Source organism: Alteromonas sp. ALT199 (assembly GCF_018619335.1).
Classification (GTDB): Bacteria; Pseudomonadota; Gammaproteobacteria; order Enterobacterales; family Alteromonadaceae; genus Alteromonas.
In genome coordinates this window covers 1-19,853 of record NZ_JAHHDX010000105.1, presented here as the reverse complement: position 1 = coordinate 19,853, position 19,853 = coordinate 1, and the positions used below count along the sequence as shown (strand labels likewise).

The 19,853-nt window shown below is 43.7% G+C and carries 18 protein-coding genes; 5 read left to right on the top strand and 13 right to left on the bottom strand.

Annotated elements, in window-relative coordinates:
* Window positions 1-145 precede the first annotated feature (145 nt).
* The 4 genes from KL866_RS11560 to rpe all read right to left on the bottom strand — a co-directional run bounded on the left by KL866_RS11560 (window position 146) and on the right by rpe (window position 4,006).
* A complete protein-coding gene (locus KL866_RS11560; protein ID WP_214995141.1) occupies window positions 146-1,312 on the bottom strand; it encodes an HDOD domain-containing protein in 1,167 nt (388 codons plus the stop codon).
* A gap of 291 nt (window positions 1,313-1,603) precedes the next feature.
* Complete coding sequence (locus tag KL866_RS11555) at window positions 1,604-2,188, bottom strand: aminodeoxychorismate/anthranilate synthase component II (protein ID WP_025256809.1); 585 nt, start codon at window positions 2,186-2,188, stop codon at window positions 1,604-1,606.
* A 95-nt stretch (window positions 2,189-2,283) separates the two neighbouring features.
* Complete coding sequence (trpS, locus tag KL866_RS11550) at window positions 2,284-3,291, bottom strand: tryptophan--tRNA ligase (RefSeq protein WP_214995139.1); 1,008 nt, start codon at window positions 3,289-3,291, stop codon at window positions 2,284-2,286.
* A 37-nt stretch (window positions 3,292-3,328) separates the two neighbouring features.
* A complete protein-coding gene (rpe, locus tag KL866_RS11545; RefSeq protein WP_025256807.1) occupies window positions 3,329-4,006 on the bottom strand; it encodes a ribulose-phosphate 3-epimerase in 678 nt (225 codons plus the stop codon).
* Between the two features lie 394 nt (window positions 4,007-4,400).
* Here rpe and KL866_RS11540 point away from each other — a divergent pair, with 394 nt between their 5' ends.
* From KL866_RS11540 to KL866_RS11530, 3 genes are all read left to right on the top strand, one after another.
* On the top strand, window positions 4,401-5,126 hold the full coding sequence (locus KL866_RS11540; RefSeq protein WP_025256806.1) for a TorF family putative porin: 726 nt from the start codon (window positions 4,401-4,403) through the stop codon (window positions 5,124-5,126).
* 171 nt (window positions 5,127-5,297) lie between these two features.
* A complete protein-coding gene (locus KL866_RS11535; protein ID WP_025256805.1) occupies window positions 5,298-5,606 on the top strand; it encodes a hypothetical protein in 309 nt (102 codons plus the stop codon).
* 9 nt (window positions 5,607-5,615) lie between these two features.
* Window positions 5,616-5,816, top strand: a complete 201-nt coding sequence (locus KL866_RS11530) for a DUF2970 domain-containing protein (protein ID WP_025256804.1) — start codon at window positions 5,616-5,618, stop codon at window positions 5,814-5,816.
* Window positions 5,817-5,899: 83 nt separating this feature from the next.
* On the opposite strand, the gene KL866_RS11525 is transcribed toward KL866_RS11530, so the two are convergent.
* The 9 genes from KL866_RS11525 to pilM all read right to left on the bottom strand — a co-directional run bounded on the left by KL866_RS11525 (window position 5,900) and on the right by pilM (window position 15,078).
* Complete coding sequence (locus tag KL866_RS11525) at window positions 5,900-6,784, bottom strand: Dam family site-specific DNA-(adenine-N6)-methyltransferase (protein ID WP_214995137.1); 885 nt, start codon at window positions 6,782-6,784, stop codon at window positions 5,900-5,902.
* Between the two features lie 226 nt (window positions 6,785-7,010).
* On the bottom strand, window positions 7,011-8,525 hold the full coding sequence (locus tag KL866_RS11520; RefSeq protein ID WP_025256802.1) for an SPOR domain-containing protein: 1,515 nt from the start codon (window positions 8,523-8,525) through the stop codon (window positions 7,011-7,013).
* 121 nt (window positions 8,526-8,646) lie between these two features.
* Window positions 8,647-9,714, bottom strand: a complete 1,068-nt coding sequence (gene aroB / locus KL866_RS11515; protein WP_025256801.1) for a 3-dehydroquinate synthase — start codon at window positions 9,712-9,714, stop codon at window positions 8,647-8,649.
* A 30-nt stretch (window positions 9,715-9,744) separates the two neighbouring features.
* Entirely contained in the window at window positions 9,745-10,260 is a 516-nt protein-coding gene (gene aroK, locus KL866_RS11510) for a shikimate kinase AroK (RefSeq protein WP_025256800.1), read from the bottom strand.
* Between the two features lie 268 nt (window positions 10,261-10,528).
* A complete protein-coding gene (locus tag KL866_RS11505) occupies window positions 10,529-12,304 on the bottom strand; it encodes a type IV pilus secretin PilQ (protein WP_025256799.1) in 1,776 nt (591 codons plus the stop codon).
* Window positions 12,305-12,306: 2 nt separating this feature from the next.
* Entirely contained in the window at window positions 12,307-12,834 is a 528-nt protein-coding gene (locus tag KL866_RS11500; RefSeq protein WP_025256798.1) for a pilus assembly protein PilP, read from the bottom strand.
* Window positions 12,831-13,442: a type 4a pilus biogenesis protein PilO gene (locus KL866_RS11495; RefSeq protein WP_025256797.1), complete on the bottom strand. Its 612-nt coding sequence runs from the start codon at window positions 13,440-13,442 to the stop codon at window positions 12,831-12,833. Before KL866_RS11495 ends, KL866_RS11500 begins: the two co-directional genes overlap by 4 nt.
* 2 nt (window positions 13,443-13,444) lie before the next feature.
* Window positions 13,445-14,023, bottom strand: coding sequence for a PilN domain-containing protein (locus tag KL866_RS11490; RefSeq protein ID WP_025256796.1), 579 nt, complete (start codon window positions 14,021-14,023; stop codon window positions 13,445-13,447).
* Window positions 14,011-15,078, bottom strand: coding sequence for a type IV pilus assembly protein PilM (pilM, locus tag KL866_RS11485; RefSeq protein WP_025256795.1), 1,068 nt, complete (start codon window positions 15,076-15,078; stop codon window positions 14,011-14,013). The genes KL866_RS11490 and pilM overlap by 13 nt, the downstream gene beginning before the upstream one ends.
* Before the next feature lie 136 nt (window positions 15,079-15,214).
* Here pilM and KL866_RS11480 point away from each other — a divergent pair, with 136 nt between their 5' ends.
* Together KL866_RS11480 and KL866_RS11475 are read left to right on the top strand one after the other, a co-directional pair.
* A complete protein-coding gene (locus KL866_RS11480) occupies window positions 15,215-17,878 on the top strand; it encodes a penicillin-binding protein 1A (protein ID WP_025256794.1) in 2,664 nt (887 codons plus the stop codon).
* A 78-nt stretch (window positions 17,879-17,956) separates the two neighbouring features.
* Window positions 17,957-19,648 carry an NAD-dependent malic enzyme gene (locus KL866_RS11475; protein WP_025256793.1) on the top strand — a complete coding sequence of 564 codons (1,692 nt, stop codon included), beginning with the start codon at window positions 17,957-17,959 and terminating at the stop codon, window positions 19,646-19,648.
* The last annotated feature ends 205 nt before the right edge of the window (window positions 19,649-19,853 follow it).

Sequence of the window (19,853 nt, the reverse complement as noted above, 5' to 3'; positions counted from 1 at the left end):
AAGTTACGGCCAATATTTTTGAGTATTAGGCATCAACTACGAGAAAAGTGCATAACCAGTGCATGAATATCCATAAATTATTTCGCGTTTAGCGCCCTGTTTTGTGTGATTTTCGTTCTAAACGGGTAGGGTGTAGCAATAAGTCCTAGTAACTATCTTCATTTTTCACCAACGCAAGAGTAAAGATATCCGTGCTTTTAAGTGCCTCAAGCGCACCAGCAGGGTATTTTTGTTCAGCAAAAAGCGGCTTTACTTCTTTTATGTCCACGAGTTTTAATTGATGCAACATGCGTATTTGCGTATAAGCGCGTGCTTGATGGAGTATTTTGCTCAACGTCTTGGCCTGTACAGGCTGTTTATCAGCACAGGCACGCATTGGCTGTGCAATTGGCAGGCGGGTAAAGTGCATCCACTCCAAAATGTCTGCGCTAACCGCATCAGCAAACTCTTGCTGTAATGCAATGAGGTGATTAGCTGATGGCGCAATTTTTAGTAAAGCCTCGTGACGCTTTTGTTCTTTATCTTTTTGACACTCTTGCAGTAAATGCAGCTGAATTTTATCGAACAGCTTGAAATATAGTCGTGTAACGGCACAGCGCCCTAAATTACTCATCATTGCCAATGTATAGGCTTGGTTTTTATTTAAATCACCCAGCATGGCAAGGCGTTTTGCGGTAAGCGCGACGCCCGTTGAGTAATGCGTTAACTTTTGTTTTATAAGCGGGTATGGGTCGGTAATTTGAGGCATTGCGCGCTTTAAAATCAATGAAGGTATTAGCGTACGTAAGTTTTCAATACCTAAGAAGCTTAAAGCGGTGCGTAACGTTTCAACTACAATGATACGTCCTCGAGAGTCTTTGCGCCTAAACTGAGGCGTGTTTACTGCCACTATAAGTTCGTCATAAAGCCATGGCATAGTGGCCGCTATAGGTTCTAATTTTGAAACAGAAGACGCTTTTACCGACAGTGCATCTAACAGCTCACCAATATTTTCGGGTAAGTTAAGCACGTTTTGAACAAGTTCGTCAGTGTAGCAGAGCTGTTCAGTTAGCTCGCCAAGTAGAACTTCGTGTAGGTGATGGCTAACTGATTCTAAATAAGAAGCTTCCGTTTTTTCTTGAAGACGCTTATTTTCAATCGCCACTTTCTCAACGCGAAGTAATAGTCTGCGCGCGTCACCTTGTTCTGACTGTTCGAAGCTAACTTGACCCACCTTGCGCCTTCCCAGCATTTCAAGGACTCGCTCGGGTGATATGATCATATTTTCGAAACGATCATCTATCGTGGGCGGTGTGTTTGCCCCCATTGTCATATTAAAAGCACTCCTGCTCATAACTTTTTGGTGAACGGCAATATTATCGTACATCAGGGGCCTTTATAATTTTCACTATAGTAATTGTGAAAATGCAGCTACTGCTTGAAAGCTCTGTTATTACCACTAATGATTGGTATCGCTTAATTCGTTCTCAATGTGACGCTTATTTAGCTTGTTGGCTAAACTCAATTATAAAAAGTTAAACGAAAAATCAGTAAATTGCGAATTTTAACGGCCTACAAGTGCGACATTTACACTATGCAAGCTATCGGCACCAAATCCGCATACTTAAACCTTTTTGTAGTGAAGAAAGGCGTCAAGCACACTGTGGCCGTGTTCAGTAAGTAACGACTCGGGATGGTACTGTACGCCCCAGATAGGGAAGTGGCTATGTGAAACCGCCATAATTTCCCTTGTCCCTCGTGTAGTCTCACACCAAGCGTCGACACTTAATGAAGACGGTAAAGTTGCAGGGTCTAAAACCAATGAATGGTAGCGGGTAACGCCGAAGGTACTAGGTAGCCCTTTAAATAAACCAGTATTGCAATGCGATAACACAGACACTTTACCATGCTTAATTTCTTGAGCGCCTACTACTTCGGCACCAAAAACTTGGCCTATGGCCTGATGACCTAAGCAAACCCCCAGTATTGGAATTTTACCAGCAAAATGGTCTATCGCAGCTAAACTAATACCTGCCTCGTTTGGGGTGCATGGACCTGGTGAGATAACAAGTTGTGAAGGCGCTAAACGTGAGATGTCATCAATGCTAAGGGCGTTGTTTCGTACTACTTCAACGTCAGCTCCAAGCTCGGTGAAATATCTAGCGAGATTGTGGGTGAATGAATCAAAGTTATCAATTAACAGCAACACAGCAGTGTTAATCCTTGGTAGGTCTAAAATGCAACGGATAATAAGACATGAAGAGTTCTATGAACTCTTCATGTCTTTTACGTAAGGCATTTAAGCTATGGCTTTGGAATAAAGCCAACTGCTTTGTAAACTTTGGCCAGTGTCTCTGCTGCACGAGCTGACGCTTTCTCTGCGCCTTGGCGCATAACGTCATCTAAGTACGCTCTGTCAGCGCGAATTTCAGCATAGCGAGTTTGAATAGGCTCAAGTAAAGATACCACGGCATCTGCAACATCACCTTTTAAGTGACCGTACATTTTACCTGTATATTCAGGCTCAAGCTCTTTTACCGACTTGCCCGTTGCTAAAGACAGCAGGGTAAGTAAGTTAGATACGCCTGGTTTCTCGGTCGGGTTGAAGTAAATATTAGCCTGCTCGTCAGAGTCGGTCACTGCGCGTTTAATTTTCTTAGCCAGCTTCTTAGGGTCTTCTAACAAGCCAATAAAGTTATTGGGGTTGTTATCTGACTTAGACATTTTCTTTTCTGGCTCTTGCAGGCTCATGATACGCGCACCAAACTCTGGAATATAAGGGTCAGGTAAACGGAATACGTCGCCATATAAGTTATTCACGCGGGTAGCAATGTCGCGTGTTAACTCAAGGTGTTGCTTTTGATCTTCACCCACAGGTACTTTATCCGCTTGATAAAGCAAAATATCTGCCGCTTGAAGCACAGGGTAGCTATACAAGCCCACATTAATATTGTTCTCATTTTTCGCAGATTTATCTTTGAACTGCGTCATGCGGTTAAGCTCGCCCATTTGAGCATAGCAATTTAAAACCCAAGATAGCTGTGCATGCTCTGGCACATGCGATTGCAAAAATAGCGTACTTTTTTGCGGGTCAATGCCGCAGGCTAAATAAAGAGAAAGACCGTCTAAACAAGCCTCGGCAAGCTGCTTTGGATCTTGTCTTACGGTAATCGCATGCAAATCTACAATCATGTATAAACAGTCGTGATCGTCTTGCATGGAAACCCACTGTTTAAGTGCACCCATATAGTTACCAAGGGTAAGTTGTCCGGAAGGCTGACAGCCACTTAATACAACGGGTTTATTACTCATTTCTATTTACCTGTAATACGTTAAATTCTGTTAAAAACTAAGCTTTAGATAGCGATGAAAGTTCATCGCGCATTTGCGCAATCACATCGCTGTAGTCGGGTTGAGAAAAAATGGCTGAACCAGCCACAAACATATCTGCCCCAGCTTCTGCTATTTCGCGAATGTTATCGACTTTTACGCCACCGTCAATTTCAATTCGAATGTCATAACCACTTTCTAATACGCGTTGTTTTACCGCACGTACCTTATCAAGGGTACTCGGAATAAACTTTTGACCGCCAAATCCTGGGTTTACTGACATAATAAGAATGTGGTGCAGCTTATCCATCACATGATCTAGATAATGTAGCGGCGTGGCCGGGTTAAATACCAGACCCGGTTTGCAGCCGGCATCGATTATAAGCTGAAGAGAACGGTCTATGTGCTCAGATGCTTCTGGGTGAAAGCTAATGTAGCTTGCGCCAGCGTTAGCGAATTTCTCAATGAGGTCGTCTACCGGCTTTACCATAAGGTGAACATCAATTGGTGCGGTTATACCGTATTGTTTCAATGCTTCACAAATCATCGGCCCAAACGTAAGGTTTGGCACATAGTGGTTATCCATCACATCGAAATGCACCACATCGGCGCCAGCTTCCAATACTTTTTCTACGTCTTCACCAAGCCTAGCGAAGTCGGCAGAGAGTATTGATGGAGCAATTAAAAATGGTTTCATTGCATGTCCTTTAAATCAAAAACAACAAGGTACGTTGCCACTTACGTTTTAGGTTGCGAAAGTTTACCCAAAACCATCTCTCTTTACTATGCAAAGGGCCCATCAAGGTTAATTTGACAAGAATTTAAGACAAGTAACCGTGATCCATGCTGCTGCCCAACTTTGGTGAGGTTGCATTTAATTGGTGCGTCATTAAACGACTTATGGATTTTTCAGCATACTCTAATTTAAAGAGTGTTTTAAATAAATGCTTTTATTTCAGTATCTTAAAGTTGTTTTTGGTTGCATTCTAAATGAACCATAAATGGGCATCAACTTTGCGTTACCCAGTTCAAAAAGAAAACACAGACAGAAAAAACGAATTACAACAAGTTTGAATTTGACTGGAGAACACATGAAAACATCTACAAAAAGAACACTACTTGCCGCTGCTATTTCTTCAGCGTGTCTACTAACTGCAATGCCAAGCTATGCGGAAGGTGAATTTACTGCCAATGCTAGCGCGACCAGCAACTACATTTGGCGTGGTTTAACACAAACCGTGAACGAAGCGGCTGTTCAAGGCGGTATCGACTATGCGCACGAAAGTGGTTTTTATGCAGGTACTTGGGCGTCGAACGTAAGCTATGAATCAGATGACATCTACTCATACGAGCACGATATGTATTTTGGCTTTTCTGGCGAGTCTGATGGCATTGCGTATGATTTTGGTTACCTATACTACAACTACGACGCAGAAGCGGAATTTGATTTTGCCGAAATTTACGGCTCGGTAGGTATGGGCGGCTTAAGCCTAACTGTATACCTTCTAGCGCACACTGAAGCTGACGAGGGCGAAGGACAGGACTTTGGTTTTGCACAAGCATCGTATACATCGCTTGATTACAGCATGGAAGTCTTAAACGGTACGGAACTGGGTTTCCACGTTGGTTATCACGAAGGTGACTTTGCTGAGGCGTTTAATGGTGTTGAAGGTTATGTAGACTACGGCGTTTCTATTGCGAAAGACGGTTTTAGCTTCGCAATCACTGGTACCGATATTGATGATGTTGGCGCCGACGCATTAGATAACGACGAGCTGAAATTTACAGTAGCTTATTCAGTCGACTTCGAACTTTAAATTATAAAAGAGGCCATCGGATCGGCCTTTTAATTAAAACGTTGAGTAGTAAAAGCCTAATGTCACTCCATTAGGCTTTTCATTTTATAAGCAACGCATTTTTAACTTGTTCGTTACTTACTTTTGATTATAATGAGTTTAAATTTTAAACGAGTGTAAGGGCTATTCAGGATGAAAATTCTTCCATTTTTTGCTATCTGCGGAGTCGGTGCCCTAGTTAGCGTGGCCGTTACAAATCCGCCAAGCTCACGCTCGTCTGTTTGTGAATTTCAACCCGCCACTGAGTTTAACCCAAAGCTACCTGCAAGCCACATTCAAAACCAATGCGCCCGTCACCAAGAGGGAGTGGAAGAGGTTAGTTGGCTGTCGTGGATAGCAGGAAAGTCACCGTCCTTTCAATTTCATTTTTTAGATTTGCTAGAGTTGCTTCATAGCGATGATGGTAATCGCGATTTTACCTCACCTTCAAACGACGCTTAAGGGGGGATTATGCAATCTGGTACTGGTTTCTGGTCAGTTCTAGGCAGTGTAGTGGCAAGTTTGTTTGGTGTTCAAAGCCATAAAAACTATGAACGCGACTTTACTAAAGGTACCTTCATCACCTTTGCTGTTATTGGCGTCATTTTGGTAGGCTTGTTTGTAGTTTCACTTTTCATGTTTGTAAAGTGGTATGCCGGCTACAGTGGGTAATTATTTTACACTTAGTAGCTGTGCTTAGGCGTCCTATCATTCCAACTCGCTGTTCCGTAAGCTACCTTAAGGTTTTGTGATATTTAATAAGCCGAGGAGCGCTGAACCGCTTTTTTCTTACGTGTTTTTCGTTTGGGAACAACTTTCGCAGGTGGAAAATAAGCAAGTATTTCATCTACTGGCTGTCGCTTTGCGCCATTTTGACTTATCGAACGTTTAACCGACAACATGCTAAAGTCTGCACCTTGATATAAGGCTCGTGTTAAAGGTAGGTCGTGATTCGATATCAGCACAGGTATACCACGCTTTTTCGATGCTCGGGTGGCTAACTCTGCTAGCTTTTCTTGTGAGTCCTGACCAAAACTTCGTGCTGCATAACTTGTAAACGCTGCTGTCTTGCTAATAGGTGCATAGGGGGGATCGCAATAAATAACATTGTTTTGCCTAGCCCTTGAAAAAACCTTCTCAAACGGCAGACAAGTAAACGTGGCTTTTTGTGACTTTTCAGAAAACACAAACATTTCGTCTTCTGGGAAATAGGGCTTTTTGTAACGCCCAAACGGCACATTAAATCGACCTTGAAGGCTATAGCGACACAAACCATTATAACCGTGGCGGTTTAAGTAAAGAAAAAGAATAGCGCGATAGTATTCGTCTTGTGTGCCGTTGAACTCTTCTCGCAAGTCATAATACATCTTCTCTTCATTGCGGCTCCCGTCAAAAAATGAGCGCGCATCGTTAATAAGCGCATCTGGTTGCGCTTTTAAGAAGTTGTACAAGTTAATGAGGTCAGGGTTGATGTCATTAAGCAAGTAGCGTTTGTAGTGCGTATTCAGAAATACAGAGCCGGCACCAACAAACGGTTCTATTAGTTTGTTAGCTTGCGGTAATCTGGCCTGAATGTGCTCAACCAAGCTGTATTTGCCACCGGCCCACTTTAAAAAGGCACGGTTCTTTTTCTGCATCATGCTTAAACGTTACTACCTAGACGGAATGAAGACGGTGGTTTTTCCTTGCGCCGCCGTTCCAAGGGAAAGGGTCGTCTTTATACTTTTATGCTGATCAGTATCAGATATCACCACGCTAAAGGTAGATTGTAACTTTCATCAGTAAAACGGACAACCAACAAGTGTCGCAAGAAGGTAATTTTGGCAAATTAACCAAATTATTAAGAGAGTAGGGCAACAAAACGGCTTAATTTTGTGCTTTATTTAATTCGGAGATAATTTGATTTCCACGCTTAATAAAAGCATTTTGTTTACCTGCGTACTCAGGTAGTGCTGCACGTGCTTGTTGTGCTTCAGATAGCGAGGGGTAAACCGCTCGAAAAACAACGACAAACCAATCTCCACCGTAGCGTTCAGTTTTGTAAATACGGGTCTGCTCAACGAGGTCGTTCTCACGCAAAAATGCATTGAGTACCGATTCACTTTTCATCGCTAGCATTTGTATGGCGTAATCGTTATCGCTAATCCATGGAGCTTGGTTCACATTTTCATCACTAGAAGCTGTATCGGCGCTAGCTAGGTTCGTTAGTGCTGCTTGGGTATTATCTGCAGTCCTTTGCTCAAAGTCCTCATTCTCAATAGTATCCACATTAGTATCGACGGAAAGTGAGTTTCTGCTTTGTGCGCTTGAAGTAGTGCCTTTGTTAACGTCTGCTCGTGCGGGCAACGAACCAGCTTCTGGCAATGACGATACTGCGCTTTCCCAGTTGGTAATTAACGAGTCATTCTCTACTGTTTCATTTTCCGCTGGCGTATCAAGGGTTGGTTGCCCCTTCGACTTAGGTGTTGCACTTGGTATCGAGACAATTTCCACATTACCGGTTTGTGCACTTACGTCATTTGGCATTCCAGCAGTTGTGGCTTCTCCGCTTTTCTCAACGGCGACGTTGAGCCCTTCTTCACCATCACTGCCAGCAATTAGCTTGTTATAGGCTGAGCCTGGTTCAATCTGTGTTTCGTTAGGTTCAAGAGTTTGTTGGTTAATAGGAGAAAAAATCGAGGCAAGCTTTTCACCGTACTGCCAATAGATAAGACCAGAGAATGTGGCCAGAAACACTAGAGCTACACCAGCGTAAAACCATTTTGTTTTAAGCGGGTTAGTGAATGATTTGGTGTTTTCACGTTGTCTATTTTCTAAGTGAGCCTGAAACGCTTCCCTACGGGAAGCTATCATTTTATCGAGGTCCGACTCGTAACTAGGCTGCTCGCTAATTACAGACTGGCTGCTAATAATGAGTGGTGTTTCAGTATTTTTAGCTGGAAGCCATTGCTTAGCGCGCTCTGCCCATGCGTTATTTGCAAACAAAAGCACATTTAAATGCTGTTTATTACCCGCAAATCGGCTTTGTAAGACCAAATCCCACAGCTCTTGTAACAGCGCATCAGGAAGGCTATGGGCTTGGGTAATGGCGATAAGAATTGGGCCATCGTGGCTATTTAAGTCGGAAAGTAATTCATTGAGGGGGCGAACAAAGCTCCCCACTACTTGACCGAGTAGCTGCCGACAAAGCTGTCTACGATAGTCAGACGGCTCCATATTATCTTGCGCAGTCAAATACGCAATTTCAGTATCGTCGTGCTGCTGGAAGACAAAGGCTTCAAGGGTTTTTTGTTGTTGAGCAATAGACTCACCGCTGACAAAGATCAGCTGAGAGGAGTAATTAACCAGATATTCCAAACGTTCATGCAGTTCACTTTGCATGGGAGTTTGCCCTTATTCACCGTTGCTTTAAAACTAGTCTAGCAACGCACCTCATTGTTAGCTCCCCAAGTCTCAGGGTTGATGAAAGGGCACGCTGCCAATTTGTCGCGAACGCGAATGGCTAAGAGAGGATGTCAGTAAGAATGGCGTCTGTGACGTCCTTAGTAACAACCGCTTTACCAATGCCTTGAGGAAGTACAAATCGAATACTGCCAGCTTCCACTTTCTTATCGCGTTTCATGTGCTTAACATAGTCGTCTTTCGTCATGCTACTAGGACCTGCAATAGGCAACGCAAACGCTTCAAATAGCGCTGACACGCGACGTGTTTCTGACGCTTCAAACCATGATAATGCTTCAGCAGCTTTACAAGCAATTATAGTACCAGCGGCTACCGCTTCGCCGTGTAGCCAATTGCCGTAACCTTGCTCGGCCTCAATAGCGTGACCAAACGTGTGACCTAAGTTAAGAATTGCGCGCAAGCCACCTTCCCGTTCGTCTTTCGCAACAACGTCTGCTTTGATGTCGCAGCAGCGGGAAATGGCGTAGGTAAGGATTTCAGTATCAAGAGACGTAAGTGAATCAACGTTTTCTTCAAGCCACTTAAAAAACGGTGCGTCGTAAATGATGCCGTATTTAATAACTTCTGCCATACCAGCCGCGAACTCTTTGGCAGGTAATGTAGCCAAAGAATCGGTATCGATAGCAACATAAACCGGTTGGTAAAAAGCACCAATCATGTTTTTACCTAGTGGGTGGTTTACCGCCGTTTTTCCACCCACCGAGGAATCTACCTGAGAAAGCAGGGTAGTGGGTACTTGAATAAAAGGCACGCCGCGCTGGTACGTTGCTGCAACAAAACCAGTGAGATCACCTATCACACCACCACCAAGAGCAACTAATGTTGTATCTCTTGCCGCATTTAGTTCCAGAAGACGGGTCATGACTACTTCGAATTGTTCTAAATTCTTGTACTGCTCGCCGTCTGGCAAAATGATGGTTTCAACCTGAACGTCACCACATGCTGCTTTAGCGGTTTCTAAGTAAAGTGGCGCAACGGTCTCGTTCGTTACAATAACCGCCAGCGGCCCTTTTATGTAGGCACTAAAAAGGCCAGGTTGCGACAGCAACCCAGCCTCTATCTGTATAGGATAGCTACGTTCTCCAAGTTCCACAGTTAAGGTTGACATTGGCGTAGCACCTCCTATTACATATTTAATTTATAGACCGATTTTACTGATAATTTGATTTGCTACAGCACGCGCGCTTTGGTCGTCTGTATCAACAATGTAATCAGCAACTTCTTCGTAAAGCGGGTTGCGCATTTCTGCAAGATCGCGAAGTACTTGTTCCGGATCTTCGTTTTGTAGCAAAGGGCGACGTTTGTCGCGTTGTGTACGGGCAACTTGCTTATCGATTGTCGTTTGTAGATAAACAACAATGCCACGGGCAGATAAACGATTACGCACAGCTTTAGTTACAATAGAACCGCCGCCTGTGGCAAGTACAATACCTTGCTTATCTGTCAAATCGTTAATGACGGTTTCTTCACGCTTGCGGAATCCATCTTCGCCTTCAAGGTCAAAAATCCAGGCGATATCAGCACCAGTACGGCGCTCAATTTCCTGATCCGAATCAAAAAAATCTAGGTGAAGTTCGTCTGCCAGATGTCTACCGATGGTACTTTTGCCAGCACCCATTGGGCCAACTAAAAAGATATTACGTTTTTCAGCCATATTTGCTTATATCACAACTTAATCATGTTAGGGGCAGTGCACTGTTGCCTTACCAGCCTACCCATTGACTCGTGCCTATTTAGGTTCCAATAAGCACCACTCCTTAAACCTCGCTTAAATTTCGAGGCGGGGATTATCTCAGTTTCATGCAAGGCGATGCAAGTTTTGTTACTAACAAATAGCGTATACCTGTAAATTTAGTTACAAAAAAGGCATAAAAACAAAAAAAGCGCATCTAGATGCGCGTTTTTTGAAGGTGAAACTTTGCTTAGGGTCTTTCAGTTACAATTTTTGGTGTAACAAAGATGAGTAGTTCTCGTTTCTGTTGGAGCTGCGATGTATTTCTGAACAAAGCGCCAACAAAGGGTAAATCACCAAACAAAGGTACTTTTGATACACCATCAGTACTGGTTTGTTGAAAAATTCCGCCTAGTACAATGGTCTCCCCGTTTTCAACAAGCACTTGTGTTTTAATTTCTTGGGTATCGATAGCCACGGCATCACCTGTAGAGGTAGATACGGTCTCGCCTCGAGTATCTTGGGTTACAACTAAGTCCAAGATAATACGATTGTCTGGCGTGATGTGCGGAGTAACTTTAAGCGACAGTACTGCTTTTTTGAACTCAACCGATGTGGCACCGCTAGACGTTGCTTGAACGTAAGGAATTTCTGTCCCCTGTTCTATATACGCTTCATGTTGATTAGCAACGGTGATACGAGGGCTTGCAATGATCTCGCCCTTGTTCTCTGATTCCAACGCAGAAAGTTCAAGATCTAATATGGTGCCATCAACTAAGCTCGCAATTTGAAAACCAATACTTCCCGCTGCACTGGATACGGGAAGATTCACATTGAGGCGATTATCAATGCTAGGCACTACGCCACCGGCAATGGTATCTGCCCCTTCAATGCTGCCCGATACGCCGTTATCATCTTGGCGGTCGCTGAACCCCCACCGAACGCCAAGCTGCTCGTCAACATCGTCAAGTACAGTAACCATGCGACTTTCAATCAGTACTTGCTTAACTGGAATATCTAACGCATTGATGGTTTTTCGAGCTTCATCAATAGACGCTAAAGTATCGCGAATAAGTAATGTATTGGTTCGTTCGTCCACGGTGACGCCGCCACGATCCGAAAGAATTCCACCCTCGGTAGATTTCAAGATGGTGGCTAACGCTGTGGCTTTAGCATAGTTAACCGAAATATTTACCGTGTGCAGTGGGGCTAAATCTGATACTTGCTTTTTAGACTGAAGCGCTTGAGTTTCACGTGCAGACAATTCATCGGCAGGCGCAATTAATAAAATGTTGCCTTCTAAACGCTTGTCTAAGCCTTTAACGCGTAAAATCATGTCTAGAGCTTGGTCCCAAGGAACACCAGATAAGCTAATGGTGACATTTCCTGAAACTGTGTCCGTTGTGACCAAGTTAAAACCATTTACCTGCGCGATAATTTGTAGAACCTGCCTTACAGGAACATCTTGAAAGTCGAGAGAAATTGGATCGCCAGTGTATTTCTTCTCAGCTTCTAACGCTTCCTGTTGTTCGCTGTCCATAGGCGAAATCGCTACGCGTAACACGCTATCTTTCACAGTACTTTTTACGGTAACTTGATCTGAGTATTTTATTTCAATTCGAGCGCCGTTTTTATCTTCAAAGGTTTCTATAGTCGAAACGGTAGTGCCGAAGTCAGCAACGTTAAGCTCTACTAGCTGGTCTTCAGCTAGTGCGGTGTTAGCAAGCGTTAGCGTCACCTTGCCCCGTGATTCAATGAGCTGCAATTTTGGCGAAGCTCCCACGAACTCCACTAAGGTAACTGCGGTTTTATTCGCTGCTTGAGTGAAATCTATATTCGTTATAGTGGTAGTGGGAGCCGCTTCATTTTGCTTGGCGCTCGGGTCTACCAATAAGGGCTCTTGTGCTTTGGCAGAGGGAGTCATCAATAAACTAAAAGAAAATATTGTAGCGACAGCGAAAGCCAGCCAATACCATTTAGGCGCTCTACGATTGAGAGATTTATTAAAAATGTATCGTTCGGCCATGCTTACTCTCCCGCCTTCGATGCTGTAGTCATTGTTGTTGTTTTCCTTTGCCAGCAGCCTGCACCATCAGGTAATAACTGTTCAATAATAATTGAGTCGGTGTTAATTTGCATAATTTTGCCATAAAACAAGCCGATACGGCTCCCTACTTTAGCTTTATGGAGTGCCCCGTCGTTGCTTTTTAATAACGCCCACTTCTTTCCTTTAACCGTAAAGTTTCCGGTAAGTGCGAGAGCATCTACACCGTATGCCTCTAACGCTTCTTTGGAGCGCTGAAAGTTAGGCTGTAAACAGTTGTCTACCCGCGCTTTAGCTACCGGCGCAGTGTTGTTTCGCGGAAACTCGAAAGGACTTCTAACCGAGCTTGCAGTATATCTAAATGGAGGATAAGTTTTAAATTCATGATAGGGCTCAATTTGAGGCTGAGCACGTTCTTTTACACTTTGGGTATAGGATTGAAGATCGTCTAGTTTTGGTGTGCAACCCGTTATCATCAGTATGATTAAAAGAGATAAAAACGAACGGATCATTGCTTATCTCCTTCAAAATCTGAAGAGTTTTCAGAGCGATAAGTTTTGGCTTGAAGCTTTAGTGATAGACCATTTACTTCGCGTTTAATATCAAAATCATGAAGTGTGACGATACGAGGTAGGTCTGCAACCTTAGACACAAACTCGCCAAAGTTGTGGTAACCCCCGCTGACTTCCATTTCTATAGGTAGCTCAGTGTAAAACTCTTTTGGCACTTCTTGTTGCCATTTAAGTAGCTCAAATGTCAGGCCAGATGAGGTGCCGACGTACGTGATGTCATCAAGCAAGCCTGGTGTCTCGTTGCTGGTGGGTAAACTTTTAAGCATGGAAGAGAAGTCGTCTTTAATTTTAGCTAGCTGTTCTTCATATGCATCTAAGTTAGCAGCGATACGATATTTGGCTTCAAACTGCAGTTTTAGCTCTTGCTCTTTTAATTGTGCTGCATCCTTTATTGGAAGTTTGGGGCTTATCAGCATGTAATAGCTTAGCGCGCCTACCAATATCGCAACGAACGCAGCAACAACAATACGCACTTCATTCGGCCAAATAGCAATTTGTTCAAAGTCGAGTTCGTTGAGTTCTTTTAGTTTTGAAACGTCAAACTTCATAGTCATTGCGCCTCGCTACTTTCAATTTCTAGGGGAGCAACATTGTGGTTTATCGAAAACGTTAGGGTGAAGTTGCTAATTGCTCTCGCTGCACTACTATCTGATTTAATGGTAGAAAGCTCTGCGCCGACGAATACTTTCGAGTTGTCTAAAGCGCGCATAAAGTCTGACAAGCGGTTGTTTGAATCGCTTATCCCCTCTATTGTTATGGTGTTATTGCTTCTAGTCATTGATTCGAAAGCCACTCCTTGGGGGACTAGTTTGGCAAGTTCATCAAAGACGATAGGTGCAACATTTCGGCTGGCCTGAAGTTGTTCGATTAGGGCCATGCGTTGTTCGATAGCGCTCTTTCGGTCTTTTACTTCTTTGATTTCACCTATTTGCGCGTCAAGAAGGGCAATTTCTCGCTCAAGATATTGGTTACGTGAGTTCTGGTTATTGATTTGTTGGTCGATAGCTTGGCCAATAAACCAAAAAATTAACCCTACAATTGCTGCAACGGCAACTAAGCCTGCTAAGTATTGTTGTTTTTGATGTTGGCGCTGTTTTTCTCGCCAAGGCAGTAAATTTACATGTGCCATGGCGTAAAGCTCCTGCTCGCCAAACCTGCAGCTATGGCAAGCTGGGGCGCTATTTTGTTAAGTCGTGCAGTATCTAATTTAGGATTAACAGTCATGTTGCTAAAAGGGTTAAAGCAATTTACCTCGAGCCCTAAATCTTGGTTTAAAATTTCAACAAGTGGGTCGATGGTGGCAGCGCCGCCACTGAAAAGTATCTTTGTTGGACGTTCAGCGTGTAGCGTACTCATGTACATTTGAATTGCGCGATTAATATTCTGCTGTAGATTTGCTGCAAAAATGGGAAGAGTATCTTCTACCCAATTGCCCGAAAGCGTGCCATCTAATAGCTGACGTTCGGCAGTTTCGCGCTCTACCATATGAATGGCGCTGATATCACTGATTAATTGGTTAAGACCGAAAGCATGCTCTTTCGTGTAAATCACATCGCCATTTTCAATAATACATATTTGAAGAAGTGAGGCGCCCACGTTAATGCAACAAAGCGGCTCATTTTCAGTTTGAGGCGTGTGGAAAAAATCTAACGCATTACCAATGGCGTAATTTTCCATATCAACAATTTTAGGCTCAAAGTTAGCTTCTCTTGCTAGCAACAAGCGGCTGTCTACTAAGTCTTTATGAGCGGCAGTAAGCAGCACGTTTACTTTGCCCGTGTGTGTTGTGCTAGGGCCCATTTCTTCAAAATCTAAATATACTTCTTCAAGTGGATAAGGAATTAGGCTGTCTGCTTCTATTTCAATTTGGTTTTCCAAATCGTAATCGTTTTGTTCTGGATCCATATAAACAATTTTGCTAATTACAGACGTGCCCGCCACCGCAACATTCGCTAACTTTAATTTTGTTTTTAATGATTTGCGAATTTTTTTGAGGGCAATGCTTACCGACTCGTAGTCTTTAATGTCTCGCTCAGAAAAAGCGATCTTAGTTATGGGCTCGCAGGCATACCCTTGAAGTACGAACCCGTCTTTTGATTGTTCTAGCCATACCGCTTTTATTTGACGCGTGCCTATGTCTAAGCCCACAATGGGCGGCAGCTTTTTTTTAAACAGCGATTTCATTTGCAAGTGTCCAGTTTCAAAGGTAGTTGCTCTAAAGTACAATATTACTCTATTAGTATTGTGCGTATGGTTCTACAGATAACACATACGTATAGAATATACGTCATTTCAACAAAAAGTCTTGGTATCCGTTACAGTGAAGTACATTAAACCACTTATTTTATTTAGTTTCCTATCAGGCCTTATTGGTTTTGCAGCACTGGTTGGTATCTACTTTTATATCAAACCTGACCTACCAAGTGTTACTGTACTTAAGGATGTACGTCTGCAAACGCCTATGCAGATATACACCAAAGACGGAAAACTTATTTCGCAATATGGAGTTAAACGGCGGATCCCGGTAAAACTTGAGGAAGTTCCGCAAGAATTAATTGATGCCATACTTGCTACAGAAGATAGCCGTTTTTTCGAACACCATGGTATTGACCCTATCGGTATTGTTCGTGCAGCGGTTAGTTTAGTCTTAACCGGCGAGAAACGTCAGGGGGCAAGTACGTTAACGATGCAGCTCGCTAGGGGCTTTTTCCTTACAAGAGAAAAAACCTACGTACGAAAAGTGAAAGAAATATTTATCGCTTTGCATATGGAGCAGGAGCTTTCCAAAAAAGAAATATTAGAGTTGTACCTCAATAAAATAGAGTTGGGGCACAGAGCGTTTGGTTTTGGTGCTGCAGCGCAGGTTTACTATGGAAAGCCTCTTAATGAACTTACGTTAGCGCAAATCGCCACTATAGCTGGTCTTCCTAAAGCGCCGTCTGTGTTGAACCCTGTAAGTGGGCCACAGCGTTCTGTTGAGCGTCGACGTGTTGTACTTCTTCGAATGTTAGATGAAGAATACATAACTAAAGCCCAGTTCGATGAAGCGGCTAGTGCTCCGGTGACAGCGAAGAAACACGGCGCAGAAATTGAAGTAGATGCCCCTTATCTTGCTGATACCATTTATAACGAAATGGTAGAAATTTATGGCAAGGAAGAAGCAGAAACAGGTGGGTACCAAGTATATGCTACGGCCACTTCAGATCTTCAGTTAGCTGCTCAACGGGCCGTAGTTAGAAACCTTCACGATTATGACGAACGTCATGGATACAAGGGGGCTCTTGGCTACTTGTGGAATATTCCTAAATCAGAAGGAAAGGATGATGCGATTCCACAACTGTCCTTAAGTTTTGATGTAAGTAATACAACAACACGAGAAGAGTGGGACAACGAATCACTCATGCGCGTGCTAGTAGAAATCCCCCATATCAAGCCCTTGTTACCGTCTGTAGTTACAAAGGTTAATGAACAGTCGATAGATGTGCTGACCGTTGATGGTAGAACGATAACTGTCGAGTGGGACGGACTTGATTGGGCTCGCCGATACATTACCGACTTTAGACAAGGCAGCGATCCTAAAACCGCATCAGATGTTACGCAAGAAGGCGCGGTAATTTATGTCAGGCAGCAAGAAGGGCAGTGGCGTATTTCGCAACTACCAGAAGTTAGCGGTGCCTTTATTGCACTTAATCCTGAAAATGGTGCGGTTGAAGCTGTGGTAGGGGGCTATAGCTTTTATCAAAGTCAATTTAATAGGGCAACGCAAGCCAAGCGTCAAGTTGGCTCTAATATTAAACCCTTCGTTTATTCAGCAGCGTTAGACAGTGGTTATACACTCGCATCTATTATCAACGATGCGCCTATCAATCAGTGGAATGCCGCTACAGGTGTGGCATGGCGGCCACAAAATTCACCAGCTGAATATGACGGCCCGATTAGAATGCGTAAAGCCCTTGGTAAATCGAAAAACGTGGTGTCGGTTCGACTACTTCGCGGTGTAGGGCTTAGAGAAACGGCTGATTACTTAACTCGCTTTGGTTTTAATAAAGACGATATCCCGCTTGATGAAACCGTATCCCTTGGGTCCAGTTCGCATACGCCACTTGAAGTGGTAAGAGGTATGTCGGTCATCGCGAACGGTGGTTACTTGGTTAACCCTCACTTTATCAGCAAGGTGCTTGATGAAAACGGTGATGAACTTTGGAAAGCAAACCCAGTTTGGGCATGTAATCGTTGCGAAGAAACCAGTGAACCAGAAATGCTGACCGAGAACGAAGATGCTGATATTGAAGCCTTGCTAGCCGCTGAACTGAATCAAGATATACTTCTTGGTGATACCCACGATGATGAAAGTGTTCAAAAGGTGATAGCGCCTCAGGTAATTACTGCCCAAAACGCCTTTTTAATGTCAGAGATGATGCGCACTGCGGTTCGAGCAAACGGTAATTGGAATAAGAAAACCTATTGGTTAGGCACAGGCTGGCGTGCACGTAATATTCTACAGCGCACCGACATAGCAGGTAAGACGGGTACAACGAACGACTCGCGAGACACTTGGTTTAGTGGTTTTCATAAAGACCTAGTAGCCACAACCTGGGTGGGCTTTGACAATATGGGTCGTCAATTAGGCCGTGCTACGCGCAACCAAAACCTTATCAATAAGAACCCTGAGAAGTTTAACTGGATTGGAAACGCTTTGATTGGCATTGAAGATGGTGCTAAAGCGGCAGAGCCAGCATGGATCAGATTTATGCAACACGCACTTGAAGGTAAACCACATACGCCTATGCCCGTACCAGAAAATATTGTACGTGTTCGCATTGATCGTACCAGTGGGAAGTTGACCAAACGTACAGACCATACGACACTATTCGAATATTTCCTGCAAGGAACTGAGCCAGTGACTTACGTTCGCGATGACGAAGTACTAGACCCAGCCACACAGGATAAAACTACTGCGCCAGAGCCAGAAGAGATATTCTAATTATAAAAATGGCACGCCATAGGTGTGCCGCTTTAGGCTTTAGGCGATATATTTGCCTGAACACATATCGGAAAACCAATGTCAGAAGATTCACAGCGATATCTTTATATTCCTCATGCCGGCCCCTCGTTGCTGGAAACCCCCCTACTGAACAAAGGTAGTGCCTTTACTGCACGCGAGCGAGCAGCGTTTAACTTAACTGGTTTGGTGCCTCCAAGGTATGAAACTATCGAAGAACAGGTTGAACGTGCCTATATGCAATACAGCAGCTTCGATGAAGCTTTAAATAAGCATATTTACTTACGCGCTATTCAAGACAACAACGAAACCTTGTTTTATCGCCTTATTCAAAAGCATATCGACGAAATGATGCCAATCATCTACACCCCAACGGTAGGTGATGCATGTGAGCAATTCTCTGATATTTATCGCAGCTCACGTGGCTTATTTGTGTCGTATGAAGAGCGTCATCAGCTTGATGATATCGTTCGCAATGCCACCAAGCGCAAAGTGAAAGTGATTGTTGTGACTGACGGTGAGCGTATTCTTGGCCTTGGAGACCAAGGTATTGGCGGCATGGGAATACCGATTGGTAAGCTATCGCTTTACACGGCTTGTGGTGGTATTAGCCCTGCATATACCTTGCCTGTCATGCTAGATGTCGGTACTAATAATGAAAAGCTGTTGAATGACCCTATGTATATGGGGGCGCGCCATCCGCGTATTGAACAAGAAGAGTACGACGAATTCGTAGATATGTTCATCAATGCAGTGAAAAAGCGCTGGCCTGATGTCATGATTCAGTTCGAAGACTTTGCACAGCCAAATGCGATGCCGTTGTTGAATCGTTATCGCAACGATGTGTGCTGTTTTAACGACGATATTCAAGGTACTGCCGCAGTTACATTGGGAACAATAATCGCTGCTTGCCAAACCAAGCAGCAGAAGCTATCCGATATGAAAGTTGTTTTCGTAGGTGCTGGTTCGGCTGGTTGCGGTATTGCCGAAATGCTTATTCAGCAAATGGTATTTGAAGGGCTGACTGACGAACAAGCGCGTAAACAAGTATTCATGATTGATCGTTTTGGCTTGGTAACCGAAGGCATGGAAGGTTTGCGTGACTTTCAGCAAAAGCTTCAGCAGAAAAACGAAGACTTGGCTGATTGGACGTTTAGTGGCGATTACGCGTCTTTGTTAGACGTAATGCATTGTGCGAAGCCAGATGTACTTATAGGTGTCTCAGGTCAGCCTGGCCTGTTTACTGAACAAGTTATTCGTGCGATGAAGCAAGGTTGTGAGCTGCCTATCATCTTTCCGTTAAGTAACCCATCTCGTCAAGTTGAAGCACGTCCTGAGCAAGTTATTGAGTGGACTGACGGTGAGGTAATTATTGCAACAGGCAGCCCGTTCAAGCCTGTAGAGTATAACGGCAAGATAATCCCTATTGCTCAATGCAATAACTCTTATATCTTCCCTGGCATTGGCCTAGGCGTGGTTGCATCTAAAGCGAAGCTTATTAGCGATGAAATGCTAATGGCAGCAAGTAACGCTCTTGCGGCAGCGTCGCCATTAGTCAACACAGGCCAAGGTTCACTGTTGCCACCACTCGCTGCAATTGCACAAATTAGCCGAGAGATCGCTTTTGAAGTGGGTAAAGTTGCTATGGAGCAGGGTTTAGCCCTTGAAATGTCTGACGACGCACTGCGCGCCAGCATTGAGCGCAACTTCTGGAAGGCGGAATACCGTCCTTACAAACGCGTCAGCATCTAATCGAAAAAACTCTTTAAAAAGCAGGCTGAGCCTGCTTTTTTTATATATTCAAAAAATTTTTATTTCTATTTTGAATAATCAATTTAACTGATTACGGCAAACTTGTTTGAATACCGCTCGTTTAGTTTATTCAAATCCGCTTTATACAAAAAAGGTGTTGCCTATGCGCAACATTTCCCTCTTTACTCTTTCACTTAATATGATT